This window comes from Neobacillus nitrireducens (assembly GCF_030915405.1).
Classification (GTDB): Bacteria; Bacillota; Bacilli; order Bacillales; family Cytobacillaceae; genus Neobacillus.
Window position 1 is genome coordinate 4285101 of the sequence record NZ_CP133262.1, and the last position, 14239, is coordinate 4299339.

The window sequence follows — 14239 nt, forward strand, 5'->3', positions numbered from 1 at the left end:
TTGGGCTTAAGGTACAGAAATGTACTTTAACTATATAAAAAAGAGAGAAAATAATTTTTTATGGGAGGTGAAGTAAATGTTTAAAAAACTGCTAAAAATGGACAAAAAGTTTTTAATTGTGTTGGCGCTTCTGGTTGGTGTGTTTTTATCTTTTTCAACGGTCAAAACAATGGCCTACCTGGATTCACCAGGTTTTTGTCAAAACTGTCATACGATGAAATCCGTTCATAAGTCCTTCACGGATTCTACTCACTCGGATTTACAGTGTAATGACTGCCATCTGCCACATAAAAGTGAGGTGGGTAAGTTATTCTTTAAAGGCCGCGCAGGGATGACACATATTTATTTCAACACACTGGGAACGAAGAAGATACCAGATGTGATTGAGGCGACGGATCGAACCGAAAGTATCATGAATGATAACTGTATTTCCTGTCATAAAAGTACGCTGGACAATGTATCGCATGATGCAAAAGAAAAATGTATTTCTTGTCACAAAACAGTACCACACGGGAAAGGCTTTAAAAATGATAGTTATAATAAGCCACCTGTTTCAGGAGAGTTATTTGAAAATAAGGGAGGATTTTAGAAATGGGAAGGTTTCGAAATGGGGCATATCTTCTCCTGCTAGCTTTAATTCTGATTATTACTGGGTGCAGCAGCAACGTATCCAGTGAGAAAACAGCTTCTGCTGCAGGTAAGAAGACAACAGGCCTTTCAGCCGATGAAATTAGCAATGAAGCGTTTAAGGACTTATTTCCGCTACAATATAACAGCTACAAGAAAAATGAGAAAATGGAAGATACAACATACGGCGGATCTGTAAAACGCAGCAAGTATGATGCAGATAAAGAGCCGTTGTTGCCAATCCTCTTCAATGGATATGGATTTGCGACTGAATATAACGAGGAGCGTGGCCATACATACGCTTTAGAAGATATTCGTAACGTGAAACGGATCACCGATAAATCTGTGGGTTCTTGTTATACCTGTAAATCAACAGCTGTTCCAAAAATGATTGAAGAAATGGGCGACAGTTATTGGGGCGCTAATTTTAATAAAGATATCTGGCCAAAAGGCGTAGCGATGGGTCACTCCCCAATCGGTTGTTCCGATTGTCATGATCCAAAAACAATGGATTTGCGTGTTACACGTCCAAGCTTTTATAAGGCATTGGAAGCAAAAGGTGTAGATACATCCAATCCAACAAAGAATGATATGCGCAGCTATGTTTGCGGGCAGTGTCACGTGGAATATTATTTTGCCGCAGACAATAGCGAAGTAACCTTCCCATGGACTAAAGGATTTAAACCAGAAGAAATGTATGAGTATTACAGCACGATTGCGAAAGAAAAGGGCTTTGAAAAAGACTGGATTAGTAATATTTCAGGGACTCCAATGTTAAAGTCACAGCATCCTGAATATGAAACACATTCATCCGGAACCCATGGTAAGGCCAATGTTTCCTGTGCCGATTGCCATATGCCATATGAGCGTGTCGATGGAAAAAGAAAAATCACCTCACACTGGTGGACTTCCCCGCTGAAAACAATGCAAACTTCTTGCGGCCAGTGTCACGGTGACCGTGATTTAGATAAACTGAAAGATCGTGTGCTTGAGATTCAAGAAGCGAATGTAAGTGCATTACACGAAGCTCAAGACATTTCTACAACCTCACACTACTATGTAAATAAAATGATTACATCTGGTGTAAGTCAAGACAAGATCAAGCAAGCACAAGAATTTGTTCGTAAAGGGCAATGGTTCTGGGATATCGTCGCAGCTGAAAACTCTGCCGGCTTCCATAATCCACAGGGTTCGATGGATTCACTAAGAGAATCCGGTGTCCAATCCAACAAGGCAATTCGTCTTGCCACAGAGGAGCTTGTGAAAAAAGGCGTCAACATGGAAGAATTGGATTCGGAAATTGAAAAAGTGAAGAAGACTGATCTCGACGAAAAGGTTAATGACAAGAAGAAGGATGCGGCAGTCAATAGCTACTTCCCTGCCCAGGCACCGGTTGTACCAGTCGTACCGAAAAAATAAACTTTAATATTGTCAGGAAACACTGTTGCTCTTATGAGGACAGTGTTTTTTGTGTTTGCGGTAATATGTTTTTTGAGGAGAAATTTTAGGGTTTGGCGGAATAAACGTGAATTTGGCGGAATAAATAGCAAGGTTGGCGGAATCGCCGCCCAGTTCGGCGGAATAAATAGTAAGGTTGGCGGAATCGCTGCCCAGTTCGGCGGAATCAGCTTAATATACTTCAGAATTATTTCAAGGTTTTGTAAATTCTCTATCTAAATACGCCGAATCATAGCCCGCCAATCCTGGAAAAGAAAAAGGATTGCAGCATACTGGAAAAAGGAATAGAATAAACATTTGGAAATTGAAATAGTGAAATATGAAGGGGCGTTTTTTTATGCCACGTGCCTTATGGCTCTTAATAATCGGGATGGTAGTTAACGTAACAGGCTCTTCATTTTTATGGCCTTTAAATACAATCTATATTCACGACCATTTAGGGAAGTCCTTATCCGTAGCCGGAGTTGTATTGATGTTAAATTCTGCAGCTAGTGTAATCGGGAACCTTTATGGCGGCAGTCTTTTTGATAAAATCGGCGGCTACAAATCTATTATTTTAGGAATTAGTATTACGCTCACTGCCCTTATTGGTTTAACTTTCTGGCACGATTGGCCAGCATATATTGTTTTCCAAATCATCATTGGATTTGGTACGGGAATTATTTTTCCATCGATGTATGCAATGGCAGGTTCAGTTTGGATAGAAGGCGGGCGGAAAGCCTTTAACGCCATTTATGTTGCCCAAAACCTTGGGGTAGCCTTAGGCGCATCTCTTGGAGGAATTGTTGCAGCTCATTCCTTTCAACTCATCTTCCTAGCTAATACCATCATGTACGTCCTCTTTTTACTAATCGCGATTTTTGGCTATAAAGGAATTTTAGTGGATTCAGGAAAACAAGCAACGATTGATTTAAATGTTCCTGCCGGTAAGAACAAAAAAAATCTAACTGCCTTATTGATCTTGTGCACAGGTTATTTGCTGTGCTGGGTGGCCTACGTACAATGGCAAACAACGATTGCCTCCTACACACAGGAAATCCATATTTCATTAACACAATATAGCTTATTATGGTCGATAAACGGAGCCCTCATTGTCGTGGGCCAACCGCTATTAAATAGTGTGTTGAAGCATCTTACCGCCTCATTAAAATTGCAGATGATTATTGGAATTGTTATTTTTATTGTTTCATTTTTAGTTGCAGGGAAGGCAACTGTATTCTCAGGTTTTCTTGTTGGGATGATTATCCTAACAATTGGAGAGATGTTCATCTGGCCGGCAGTGCCCACAGTCGCTTTCGACTTAGCCCCAAAGGGACGCGAAGGCTTCTACCAAGGAATCGTTAACAGTACCGCAACCGGCGGCAGAATGATTGGACCTTTATTGGGTGGAATGCTCGTCGACATGTATAACATATCAGCCTTATTCATCGTATTAATTGGTTTATTCCTAATAGCAATCGTTACTACATTGCTTTACGATCGAATTCTCAAAACAAAAATGGTGTCAGGCACCGTTCATGGACAATTCTAGCATTTGTCCACTCCAAGCGGACAGGGAAGCGTGCTTCTCTGTTTTTTTCTTTTACAGTTTATTTGACGAATATTTTGTCTATCCTGAAAATAGGCGATTGTTTGCTTGCATACCATCGGAAAATTTAATACAATAACCGTAATACTTTATATTTCAAAAGACAGTGATCAGGAGTAGTAATGATTCATACCCGCAAAAAAAGAGAGTTGACGGCTGGTGGAAGTCAACCGGGTACATCATGAACTCGCCTTTGAGTTGCAAGCGTGAAGGATAGTAAGGCTTGCCGTTTTCCGCGTTAAGGATGAATGAAGCGAGTGCAGACTGAATGCACTAATGTGGGTGGTACCGCGGGAAGATACATACAATCCTCTCGTCCCTTTTTGGGATGAGGGGTTTTTTATTTTTTTTTAGGAGGAAAGCAATATGAGTTTCGACCATAATAACATCGAACAGAAGTGGCAAAAGAAATGGGAAGTAGAAAAAACATTTAAAACAAGCGAAGAATATGACAAAAGAAAATTCTACGCTTTAGATATGTTTCCATACCCGTCAGGTGCAGGACTACATGTTGGACACCCTGAAGGCTACACAGCAACTGACATTCTTTCCCGTTTAAAGCGGATGCAGGGATATAATGTTCTTCATCCAATGGGCTGGGATGCGTTCGGTTTACCTGCGGAACAATACGCATTGGATACCGGGAATGACCCAGCGGAATTTACAGAACATAATATCAATACGTTCCGCCGCCAAATTAAATCATTAGGATTCTCGTATGATTGGGATCGTGAAGTCAATACAACCGACCCTGAATACTATAAATGGACGCAATGGATTTTCTTGAAACTATTTGAAAAAGGCTTAGCCTATGTCGATGAAGTAGCGGTAAACTGGTGCCCTGCACTTGGAACGGTACTAGCGAACGAAGAGGTCATTGATGGCAAAAGTGAACGCGGCGGCCATCCGGTGGAACGCCGTCCGATGAAACAATGGATGTTAAGAATCACTGCATACGGTGACCGTTTACTTGAAGACCTTGAAGAACTTGATTGGCCTGAAAGCTTAAAGGAAATGCAGCGCAACTGGATAGGCCGCTCGGAGGGTGCAGAAGTAACTTTCGCAATCGAAGGTCACGACGAGACCTTCACGGTATTCACAACTCGCCCTGATACGCTTTTCGGTGCGACCTATGCGGTGCTTGCTCCTGAGCATTCTTTTGTTGCTAAAATTACGACTGCCGAACAGCGTGCAGCCGTAGATGCCTACTTAGATAAGGTTAAAACAAAGAGTGACCTAGAACGTACGGACCTTGCTAAAGAGAAAACAGGCGTATTTACCGGTGCTTATGCTATTAATCCTGCCAATGGTGAGAAAATGCCAATCTGGATTGCTGATTATGTATTAGTAAGCTACGGAACTGGTGCGATTATGGCCGTACCTGCTCACGACGAGCGTGATTATGAATTTGCCAAAGAGTTTAATCTGCCAATTAAAGCGGTTGTCGCTGGAGGAGATATTGACACAGAAGCCTACACTGGCGATGGTGAACATATTAACTCTGAATTTTTAAATGGCTTAGATAAAACGGAAGGCATTCAAAAAATGATTGCTTGGTTAGAAGAAAAAGGGATAGGAACAAAGAAAGTCACCTTCCGCCTGCGTGACTGGTTATTTAGCCGTCAGCGTTATTGGGGTGAACCAATTCCGATTATTCATTGGGAAGATGGTACAATGACTGCAGTTCCTGAGGACCAGCTTCCACTGATGTTGCCAAAAACAACGGAAATTCGTCCGTCCGGAACTGGAGAATCACCATTAGCCGTCATCACTGACTTCGTGAATGTTGTGGATCCAAAAACGGGTAAAAAGGGTCGCCGTGAAACCAATACGATGCCACAATGGGCAGGGAGCTGCTGGTATTATTTACGTTATATTGATCCAAAAAATGATCAGGCACTTGCTTCTCAGGAAAAATTAAATCATTGGCTTCCAGTTGATATCTACATTGGTGGTGCTGAACATGCTGTGTTGCATTTACTTTATGCTCGCTTCTGGCACAAGTTCTTGTACGATATCGGTGTAGTCCCTACTAAAGAACCATTCCAAAAGCTATTTAACCAAGGAATGATTTTAGGTGAAGGTAATGAAAAAATGAGTAAGTCAAAAGGGAATGTGGTAAACCCTGACGATATCGTTAACAGCCATGGTGCTGATACTCTTCGTCTTTATGAAATGTTCATGGGACCTCTTGACGCATCGATTGCTTGGTCGACAAACGGGTTAGATGGCTCTCGCCGCTTCCTAGATCGGATCTGGCGCTTATTGGTTGAGGAAAATGGTGAATTAAATCTGAAGATTCAATCCAACGAAGAAACTTCAGGTTTAGAAAAAATCTATCATCAAACTGTGAAAAAAGTAACCGAGGATTATGAAGGTTTAAGATTTAACACCGCCATCTCTCAAATGATGGTATTCATTAATGAAGCCTATAAAGCAAATGTACTTCCAAAAGAGTATATTGAAGGATTTGTTAAATTACTTGCACCTATTTGCCCGCATATTGCTGAAGAGCTATGGGAAAAGTTAGGTCACAGTGAAACGATAACTTACCAAACATGGCCTGCCTATGATGAGGCGAAACTAGTCGATGATGAAGTTGAAATTGTCATCCAGGTTAATGGTAAAGTAAAAACAAAACTTATGGTACCAACAGATGCAAGCAAAGAGTCACTTGAAGGCATCGCAATGGAAGATGCCCACATAAAAGAACAAATTGAAGGAAAAACAATCCGCAAGGTAATAACGGTTCCAGGAAAACTTGTTAATATTGTAGCAAATTAAAAGAATGGCCCCTATCAGGGGCTGTTTTTCTAAAAGGGGATGGACTTTATGGAAGAAATTCAAACAATTACACCAGAAGATTTACAAAAAAAGCTTGAGGCAGGGGATAAACTTGAGCTTGTGGATGTAAGGGAAGATGAAGAAGTAGTATTCGGGATGGTACCCGGGGCCAAGCATATTCGCATGGGGGACATTCCGGCTAATCTTGATTATTTTGATAAGGATAAAGAATATATCTTTATCTGCCGCTCCAGTGCCCGAAGTGGAAATGTCTGCCATTATCTGCAGGATCAGGGCTATAAGGTCCGTAATATGGTTGGTGGCATGCTCGCATGGACAGGAGAGACCGAATACACAGAATAACCGATTCCGCCATGGAATCGGTTTTTTCTTGTGTTAATGTGATACATCTAGATTATGTTTATCTTTCAACAACATACATCCCAACACGATAATCGGTAGGAGATTGACTGTCGCCAGCACAGCCCCTTGAATGTCAGTACCAATTAATAACCCATGGATAGTAACGAATATATATAGAATCGGATTCAATGCATGTAATTTCCGCCATTTTTGATAACCGATTTTTTTTCGCAGATTGGATGTAACGATCGTCATTATTAGAAAATAGAAAGATAATGCTCCGAGAGCCATTGGCAAGGGACTATAGTCCGTATTAAACGGAACGAGGACTTCAAACCATTGTAACGAGATATACGAATCAATGAGTAGAAATCCTACATGCCCTATCACTAGGTAAAGAGCCCAATTTGCCAGTGACTCATGCACAAATAGGGAGACAGTTACCTTTTGTTTTCGCTTTTTCTGAACTTGAGAGTAAAGTCCAATGATCACAGATAAGTAGAGTAGCAGATAGGCTGCCAGACCGGTCGCGCGAATCATATACCATTCAAACATTTCCAAAGATTACTCTCCTCCTCTCCAAATATCACCGTTTTTGTTAATAACCACTGCCTGAACACCGTTTCTATTTATCCACTCTTTACCAACCTTTTCCCCCAGTAATAGAACCGTTTTTGCCCAAACGTCAGCCTTCAGGGCCGTTGGGGCTGTCACTGTTGCAGATATAATCTTACTTTCACTGGGTTCTCCTGTTCGTGGATCAATTAAGTGATGTGTCCACTCCCCATTGATAAGCCATTTTCTTTTCATCGTTGTGGACGTCGCAAGTGCACCTTTTTGAACCTGAATCGAAGAAATCATCTCTGTTTCTGCAAACGGACTTTCAATTCCGATATTCATATGACGCGGTAATGTACCGAAGATGCGCATATCGCCACCGACATTAATAAAACCGTACCCTTCTTTCTCTAAAAGTTGTGTCGCATGATCAATTACCCATCCTTTGGCTATCCCTCCAAGGTCAATTTTTGTAAAAAGAGTAACAGCCTGTTTCTGTTGGTCTAGTAAAAAAGGTTGTGAATGAACAGGGACAGTTGGGGAAGGGGAAGCTAGGGCTATCTCTATCTCCTTTCCCTTAATCATTTCGATAGATTTAGCATAGCCGTGATTTTCAAGCGCCGATAGAACACCGGGATTAAAAATACCTTCCGATTCTTTATAAAATCGAAAAGCATCAGTTAATATTGAAAACATTTCACTGCTAACAATGACTTCTTTATCAATCTGTTGATTTAAACGTGACAGTTCACTATTAGCCCGAAACCGGCTGCAGGTATCTTCTATTAAATTAAATAGCGTGTAGATGGGCATCAAATCGTTGGCAAACAACTCATGATCAATCGAGATTTGAACGACTGTACTCATTGATGGGAATCGGTAGGTAAACATTAGGTTCCCCCAGTAGTCGTATCAAAGCCGTCTTGATGTCCCATTCCTAGACTCCCACCATTTGAGAATTGGCCTTGTTGATTGCTGTTTCTAGAAAACTGATCACTATTAGTCGTGGATTGATCATTATTGTTGTATAAATCATCATTTTGATTGAATTGCGAAGAGTTATCATCACCAAAGGATTGTTCGAAACCTCGTCCATGTCCGTGCGGCTGTTGTGTGGTAAAGCCTTCTTGTGATTGCTGACTTGAAGTATTATTATCAGTTTTCCCTTGAGTAAGAGCCACTTGATTAGTTGCTTGACTGTCATTGCCACCCACCAGACCGAAATAGGAAACCATTCCTGCTACCAATGCTAAACTCCCAAAACTAACGCCCCAAGAGATCTTTTGTTTTTTATCCATAGTAATTACTCCTTTCTTAATGAAACTGTCTTTCTAAGAAGGAGTTTACAAGTTGAATCTTAAAATAACCTTAATTTTTCAATCTATTTATTTTTAAAATTCAGATAAGTTGTTAATAATAGTAGTAAAAAAGAGAGGGAGAGAGAAAAGTGATACAGGTTAAGTTGTTTGACCGGGAGCATGAGAAGGATTTAGAGAAGGAAATGAATCGTTTTTTAAAAGGAATAGATGAAACTAGCCTGCTCGATATTAAATATAATGTGGCCGCAATGGCGGAGGAAGAAGAAGAGGAGCAGATTTATTGTTTTTCAGCGATGATAATTTACAAGGCCTGACAAAAGTCAGACCTTGTTGTTTTTTGCAGACAGGGCAGCATTGGTTCCAGCCAGTCTTCCAGTCACAAGTGCCGAGGTGATATTATATCCTCCCGTATAACCATGAACATCAAGGATTTCACCACAAAAATATAAACCATTCATTAATTTAGAGCCCATCGTTTGCGGCTCGATTTCTTTAACAGACACGCCTCCGCCGGTAACGAAAGCTTTTTCGAGAGGCAAAGTCCCATTGACTTTAATCAAGAATTGCTTGCAGGTTTTTGTAAAACTACGAATTTTTTCATTGGAAATCGTGCCACCCTGCTCAGCTGGGTCAATCCCATTAGTATCTAATAGAAAAAGTAGATAACGTTCAGGAAGAAGCCCTTTTAACGTGTTTTTGATACTTTTCTTTGGTTCGTTTTTGACGAGTTTAATAATCTCTTGAAAAACTTCTTCTTCTTTTTTATCAGGCAAGACATCGAGGCTCATCACTACTTCTTTGAGATTCCACTTCTTCATGGCTTTGACCACGAACTGACTGCAGCGCAGCACAGCAGGTCCGCTGAGTCCGAAATGAGTAAATATCATATCCATACGATGCGAGATAATCGGCTTTCCTTTTGGATTTAACACACTTAAGTCAACGTCTCTCAGTGATAAACCTTGTAGGCTCTTATTTTTAATAAAAGATTCACTAGAGGTGACTGGCACTTCCGTTGGAAATAAATCCGTAATGGTATGACCTGCTTTTTTCGCCCAGGCATAGCCATCTCCGGTTGAACCAGTATGTGGAACGGACTTTCCTCCAACAGCAATCACGATCGATTTAGCTTCGAATTTTTGACCGTCCTTCAATAAGACAGCAGAAACGGTTCCATTTTCATAGAATAGGTCTTCGACAGGACTATTTTTAAAAATCCTAACATGAAGCTTTTCTAATTGAGTTAATAGCGCGTCAACGACTGATTGAGCCTTATTGGAAACGGGGAACATCCTCCCGTGATCTTCTTCCTTTAATTCAATTCCTAATTTTTCAAAGAACTTAATAATATCTTCATTACTAAAGATTGAAAAGGCACTATATAGAAACTTACCGTTTCCCGGAAGGTGTTTGATAATTTCTTCAATAGGCAGGCGATTGGTAACGTTACAACGTCCGCCACCCGATATTGCTAGCTTTCTGCCGAGTTTGTCACCTTTATCAATTAATAATACCTTGGCACCTTTTTCACCAGCCGCAATCGCTGCCATTAACCCAGAAGGTCCGCCGCCGATGACAATTACATCATAATTCATATTTCCACCACTTTTCTTTAATCCATCACTCCATTATAAACATTTATCACCAAAATAAAACGAATGTGGCTAGTTTTTCATAAAATTAACTTGGTTGTTAGTAGCGCGAGAGTGAAAGAAGTTGTAAACTACTAATAGTGTGCAAAAAAAGTCGAAATTCGTTTGTGAAAAAGCGCACGTATTTCTTCGGGTAGGAAGGGATTCTATGCAATCAAAGCTTTTGCGGGGAACATTTATTTTAACATTTGGAACAATACTATCTAAGGTTATCGGATTAATTTATGTTATACCGTTTTATCAAATTGTTGGGAAATACGGGACGCAGCTTTATTCTTACTCGTATGTCCCTTATACCATCTTTATCAGTATCGCAACCGCAGGTGTACCACTAGCAGTTTCAAAATTTATTGCTAAATATAACGCGCTTGAAGAGTATGCCGTTGGCCGAAAGCTCTTTAAATCGGGACTGGTGGTCATGCTCTTAACCGGATTTGCCGCATTCTTAGTCATGTATTTTGCAGCACCGCTATTGGCAGGGTTAAGCCATCCCGGTAAAGGCCAACTGGCTAATGTCATAACTGTGATTAGAGCAGTTAGTTTTGCCTTGATTGTTGTTCCATTTATGAGCTTAATCAGAGGTTATTTTCAAGGACATCAATCAATGGGACCTTCAGCCGTTTCACAAGTCGTCGAACAAATTGTACGAATTGTTTTCACCCTTGCAGGGGCCTATATTGTTCTGAAATTTTTAAATGGGACAATTGTAACAGCCGTTAGTGTGGCCACCTTCGCGGCGTTTATCGGAGCTATCGGGGGATTAGCTGTTTTATTTTGGTATTGGTTTAAAAGAAAGTCCTATTTAAATGAGCTTCTTGAGCATGATAAAGGGACGATTAATGTCTCCTTAAAGGATATATACAAAGAAATTTTCATATATGCGGCGCCCTTCGTATTTGTTGGGATTGCCAATCCATTATTTCAATTCATTGATCAAATTACGATGACACGAGCGATGATGGATGTTGGGATTAATCAGAAGCTGGCGGATACAGCTTTTGGGATCTTGAATTTTGAGTCCCATAAAATTGTTATTATTCCTGTATCACTCGCAACTGCCTTTTCATTAACGTTAGTACCGAGCATTACAAAGGCATTTGTAGAAAATGACCGCAAGAACTTAAATCATCAATTAAACCAAACTTTTCAAGTAATGCTCTATTTAACCTTACCAGCGGCGATTGGGCTTTCTTTATTGTCAGAACCGGTTTACACAGCTTTTTATGAACACGATAGCCTTGGGACACAAGTATTAGCGGCATATGCACCGGTTGCGATTCTTTTTTCTCTCTATTCTGTCACGGCGGCTATTTTGCAGGGAATTAACGAACAGCGCTTTACCATCTTAAGCTTACTTGTTGGTCTGTTACTAAAACTTGCTCTTAACATGCCATTAATAAAAATGTTTGAAACAAGAGGAGCCGTTCTTGCTACCGCACTTGGATATACTGCGGCAATTGTCATTAACCTAATTGTTATTAAGTCATTTTCACGCTATCGATACCTGCTCGTGTGGCGAAGAAGTTTATTAATTGTCATCTTCGCAGGATTAATGTGGGCCGGAACAGAGATTGTTTATAAATTACTCTTATTATTCCTTTCACCTGCATCGAAGGGTCAATCCGTTTTACTTATAGTAATCAGTGCCGGAGTTGGCGCAGTTATCTATTTTTACTTAGGACTGAAATCAGGACTAGTGAACCGCTTATTTGGTAATAGGGTTGATCGAATTAAGCAAAAACTAAGGTTAAGATTTTAAAAAATCTTCTTAAAAAGGAGATGGAACAGTTGAGAATTGATAAAATGCTGGCTAATCTTGGCTATGGCAGCAGGAAAGAAGTGAAGCAGCTTCTAAAAAGCAGTGCGGTCAAAGTTGATGATGTAGTCGTCAAGGATGCAAAACAGCATGTGGATCCATCTATACAAACCGTAACATTAAATGGAGAAGTTATCGATTATAAAGAGTTTATCTATCTGATGATGAATAAGCCGCAGGGGGTATTATCAGCTACGGAAGATAACAACACCGAAACCGTTATCGATTTACTAGAGCTTGAGGACCAGGTCTACGAACCGTTTCCTGTCGGCAGATTAGACAAGGATACAGAAGGGTTACTGCTAATCACCAATGACGGTCAGTTGGCACATCGTTTGCTTTCTCCGAAAAAACATGTTCCAAAGACATACTTTGCTGTCATTGACGGTGAAGTGACGGAAGAAGATGTGGTGGCGTTTGCTAATGGAGTTACCTTAGATGATGGCTACGAAACAAAGCCGGGGGAATTGAAAATAATAAAATCCGGTATTCGTTCCGATATTGAGTTAACCATCACTGAAGGTAAATTTCATCAGGTGAAAAGAATGTTTGAAGCTGTAGGGAAAAGTGTAGTTTACCTGCAGCGGATTTCGATGGGTCCCTTGCCATTGGATGAAACACTGGAGTTAGGTGAATACCGGGAACTGACAGACGAAGAAGTAGAGTTATTGCGAGAATATCATGTTTAATAATTTTAATATGTAAAAAGCAGCTAAAAAAATAGCTGCTTTTTCGTTTTAAAAATATGGTCGATTATTGATAGGCATTCACATTTAGCAATGTTTCCAAATCAACAATTTCAATATTCCTTTTTTGCAATTCCTCGATTAGGAGCGGTAAGGCTTTTTTTGTCTCACTCTTATCAGAATCGGAATGCATTAAGATAATGTCTCCGTTTCGAAGATTATCGATCACATTGCGAATGATATTTTTTGAATCTCTCTGCGACCAATCTAACGTATCAATCGACCAAAGAACAATGGAATAACCCTCTTCTTTTGCAACCTCTGCCACCTGTCCATTGGTATCTCCATAGGGTGTACGAAGAATTGCCGGCTTCTTGCCAATAACAGATTTAATCGCTTTCCCCGCTTGATTAATTTCAAGACGAGTGGCTTCTCTGCCTAATTTGGTTAATTCCACATGATTAAAGCTATGGCTTAAGACTAAGTTTCCATTTTTAAAAGCATTCATTACAACATCAGGATGCTTATTTACCTTACTGCCAATAAAGAAGAAATTACCTTTCACATGATGATTTGCCAAAATCTCAATGATCGCAGGAGTAATTACTTCATCAGGTCCATCATCAAATGTTAACGCTACCTGTTTTTTATCTGGGCCATTAATATAAACATTATCCTGATTTTGGGCAAAGAAAACGATATCTTTTCGCCATTTTTGCATCGAGGTCCAGGCGGATTCTGATAGTTGATTCGATTTTCCCTTAATATTCAAAATGTATTTATTATTCGCTGCAGTTCCTGTTGATCTTATTACATTAAAAACTGAGATATGATCAATGAGATTATTGCTTTTTGGAATGACCACCTTAAGTTGAATTTCTTGGTTCAACTCATAAACATAAATATTTTCATTGTTGTTTTCTCGTATTTCTGTGGGTTGACCAAAGGATTTGACCACCATCTTGTCTGTAATTTTTTTAAGACCATCAGCAAAGGAACGGACGTCGAAAATTTCTCCTGCTTTGTTATAGCCTAAAACGATGTTTTTACCTTGAAAGGTGGCATAGCTGCCAACACCAGCTTGGTCAACCTTGTCGGGTTCACCCCATTCAGAGTTTACCTGGCCGATTGTGCTATCAAACGCATTAAAAGGACAATCCTTTACCATCCCTTTCTGAGCCATATCCTTTATTTCAACCAGCTGTGCACTATAAGAATGGTTTATTTCTTTAGGCTGTAGGGCATTTTGCTTTGGCTTTACATTTTCACTTGGATGTGGCTTATCCGAATCACAAGCTGTAAATAGAGTAATCATAGAGAAACAGACAATAAATATGAGCTTGAGTTTCTTCATCCAATTCCTCACCTTCCATAAATCAATTCTTGAA

General features: G+C 40.1%; 14 protein-coding genes and 1 other annotated feature. Of the genes, 9 read left to right on the forward strand and 5 right to left on the reverse strand.

The genetic code is table 11. The annotated features are described in order from the left end of the window. The first annotated feature begins 76 nt into the window (after positions 1 to 76). The 6 genes from RCG22_RS20815 (at position 77) to RCG22_RS20840 (ending at position 6820) form a co-directional block, all read left to right on the forward strand. The gene (locus RCG22_RS20815) at positions 77 to 589 is read left to right on the forward strand and encodes a NapC/NirT family cytochrome c (RefSeq protein ID WP_308104519.1); all 513 of its coding nucleotides are present in this window, start codon (positions 77 to 79) and stop codon (positions 587 to 589) included. Between the two features lie 2 nt (positions 590 to 591). Further along, a complete protein-coding gene (locus RCG22_RS20820; protein WP_308104521.1) occupies positions 592 to 2046 on the forward strand; it encodes an ammonia-forming cytochrome c nitrite reductase subunit c552 in 1455 nt (484 codons plus the stop codon). 72 nt (positions 2047 to 2118) lie between these two features. After that, positions 2119 to 2304, forward strand: a complete 186-nt coding sequence (locus RCG22_RS20825) for a hypothetical protein (RefSeq protein ID WP_308104522.1) — start codon at positions 2119 to 2121, stop codon at positions 2302 to 2304. Positions 2305 to 2422: 118 nt separating this feature from the next. Beyond that, positions 2423 to 3616, forward strand: a complete 1194-nt coding sequence (locus RCG22_RS20830; protein ID WP_308104523.1) for an MDR family MFS transporter — start codon at positions 2423 to 2425, stop codon at positions 3614 to 3616. Between the two features lie 154 nt (positions 3617 to 3770). Next, positions 3771 to 3997, forward strand: a binding site (T-box leader). A 42-nt stretch (positions 3998 to 4039) separates the two neighbouring features. Continuing rightward, positions 4040 to 6457 (forward strand): leucine--tRNA ligase, encoded by a 2418-nt coding sequence (gene leuS, locus RCG22_RS20835; protein WP_308104524.1) that lies wholly within the window; start codon positions 4040 to 4042, stop codon positions 6455 to 6457. A gap of 48 nt (positions 6458 to 6505) precedes the next feature. Next, positions 6506 to 6820: a rhodanese-like domain-containing protein gene (locus RCG22_RS20840; RefSeq protein ID WP_098260132.1), complete on the forward strand. Its 315-nt coding sequence runs from the start codon at positions 6506 to 6508 to the stop codon at positions 6818 to 6820. A 33-nt stretch (positions 6821 to 6853) separates the two neighbouring features. On the opposite strand, the gene RCG22_RS20845 is transcribed toward RCG22_RS20840, so the two are convergent. The 3 genes from RCG22_RS20845 to RCG22_RS20855 are packed head-to-tail and all read right to left on the reverse strand — an operon-like array spanning position 6854 to position 8676. Continuing rightward, a complete protein-coding gene (locus tag RCG22_RS20845) occupies positions 6854 to 7375 on the reverse strand; it encodes a ferric reductase-like transmembrane domain-containing protein (RefSeq protein ID WP_308107217.1) in 522 nt (173 codons plus the stop codon). Positions 7376 to 7384: 9 nt separating this feature from the next. Next, positions 7385 to 8269, reverse strand: a complete 885-nt coding sequence (locus tag RCG22_RS20850) for an FAD:protein FMN transferase (protein WP_308104525.1) — start codon at positions 8267 to 8269, stop codon at positions 7385 to 7387. Beyond that, positions 8269 to 8676, reverse strand: a complete 408-nt coding sequence (locus RCG22_RS20855; protein ID WP_308104526.1) for a hypothetical protein — start codon at positions 8674 to 8676, stop codon at positions 8269 to 8271. The genes RCG22_RS20850 and RCG22_RS20855 overlap by 1 nt, the downstream gene beginning before the upstream one ends. Before the next feature lie 149 nt (positions 8677 to 8825). On the opposite strand from RCG22_RS20855, the gene RCG22_RS20860 reads away from it, so the two are divergent. Further along, on the forward strand, positions 8826 to 9011 hold the full coding sequence (locus tag RCG22_RS20860) for a sporulation protein Cse60 (protein WP_066258247.1): 186 nt from the start codon (positions 8826 to 8828) through the stop codon (positions 9009 to 9011). A gap of 6 nt (positions 9012 to 9017) precedes the next feature. On the opposite strand, the gene RCG22_RS20865 is transcribed toward RCG22_RS20860, so the two are convergent. Continuing rightward, positions 9018 to 10292, reverse strand: coding sequence for a BaiN/RdsA family NAD(P)/FAD-dependent oxidoreductase (locus RCG22_RS20865; protein ID WP_308104527.1), 1275 nt, complete (start codon positions 10290 to 10292; stop codon positions 9018 to 9020). Between the two features lie 205 nt (positions 10293 to 10497). Between RCG22_RS20865 and RCG22_RS20870 the strand changes: the two genes are divergently transcribed. Both RCG22_RS20870 and RCG22_RS20875 read left to right on the forward strand, forming a co-directional pair. Beyond that, the gene (locus RCG22_RS20870; RefSeq protein ID WP_308104529.1) at positions 10498 to 12108 is read left to right on the forward strand and encodes a putative polysaccharide biosynthesis protein; all 1611 of its coding nucleotides are present in this window, start codon (positions 10498 to 10500) and stop codon (positions 12106 to 12108) included. A 29-nt stretch (positions 12109 to 12137) separates the two neighbouring features. Further along, entirely contained in the window at positions 12138 to 12854 is a 717-nt protein-coding gene (locus RCG22_RS20875; protein ID WP_308104530.1) for a 16S rRNA pseudouridine(516) synthase, read from the forward strand. A 64-nt stretch (positions 12855 to 12918) separates the two neighbouring features. On the opposite strand, the gene RCG22_RS20880 is transcribed toward RCG22_RS20875, so the two are convergent. Then, positions 12919 to 14205 carry a DUF4309 domain-containing protein gene (locus RCG22_RS20880; RefSeq protein WP_308104531.1) on the reverse strand — a complete coding sequence of 429 codons (1287 nt, stop codon included), beginning with the start codon at positions 14203 to 14205 and terminating at the stop codon, positions 12919 to 12921. Between the last annotated feature and the right edge of the window lie 34 nt (positions 14206 to 14239).

What these genes read in the sequence shown, in the direction of transcription:
- leuS (WP_308104524.1), top strand. Translation starts at nt 4,040, where the DNA reads ATGAGTTTCGACCATAATAACATCGAACAGAAGTGGCAAAAGAAATGG.
- RCG22_RS20840 (WP_098260132.1), top strand. Translation starts at nt 6,506, where the DNA reads ATGGAAGAAATTCAAACAATTACACCAGAAGATTTACAAAAAAAGCTT.
- RCG22_RS20880 (WP_308104531.1), bottom strand. Translation starts at nt 14,205, where the DNA reads ATGAAGAAACTCAAGCTCATATTTATTGTCTGTTTCTCTATGATTACT.
- RCG22_RS20855 (WP_308104526.1), bottom strand. Translation starts at nt 8,676, where the DNA reads ATGGATAAAAAACAAAAGATCTCTTGGGGCGTTAGTTTTGGGAGTTTA.
- RCG22_RS20815 (WP_308104519.1), top strand. Translation starts at nt 77, where the DNA reads ATGTTTAAAAAACTGCTAAAAATGGACAAAAAGTTTTTAATTGTGTTG.
- RCG22_RS20865 (WP_308104527.1), bottom strand. Translation starts at nt 10,292, where the DNA reads ATGAATTATGATGTAATTGTCATCGGCGGCGGACCTTCTGGGTTAATG.
- RCG22_RS20845 (WP_308107217.1), bottom strand. Translation starts at nt 7,375, where the DNA reads ATGTTTGAATGGTATATGATTCGCGCGACCGGTCTGGCAGCCTATCTG.
- RCG22_RS20850 (WP_308104525.1), bottom strand. Translation starts at nt 8,269, where the DNA reads ATGTTTACCTACCGATTCCCATCAATGAGTACAGTCGTTCAAATCTCG.
- RCG22_RS20870 (WP_308104529.1), top strand. Translation starts at nt 10,498, where the DNA reads ATGCAATCAAAGCTTTTGCGGGGAACATTTATTTTAACATTTGGAACA.
- RCG22_RS20820 (WP_308104521.1), top strand. Translation starts at nt 592, where the DNA reads ATGGGAAGGTTTCGAAATGGGGCATATCTTCTCCTGCTAGCTTTAATT.
- RCG22_RS20830 (WP_308104523.1), top strand. Translation starts at nt 2,423, where the DNA reads ATGCCACGTGCCTTATGGCTCTTAATAATCGGGATGGTAGTTAACGTA.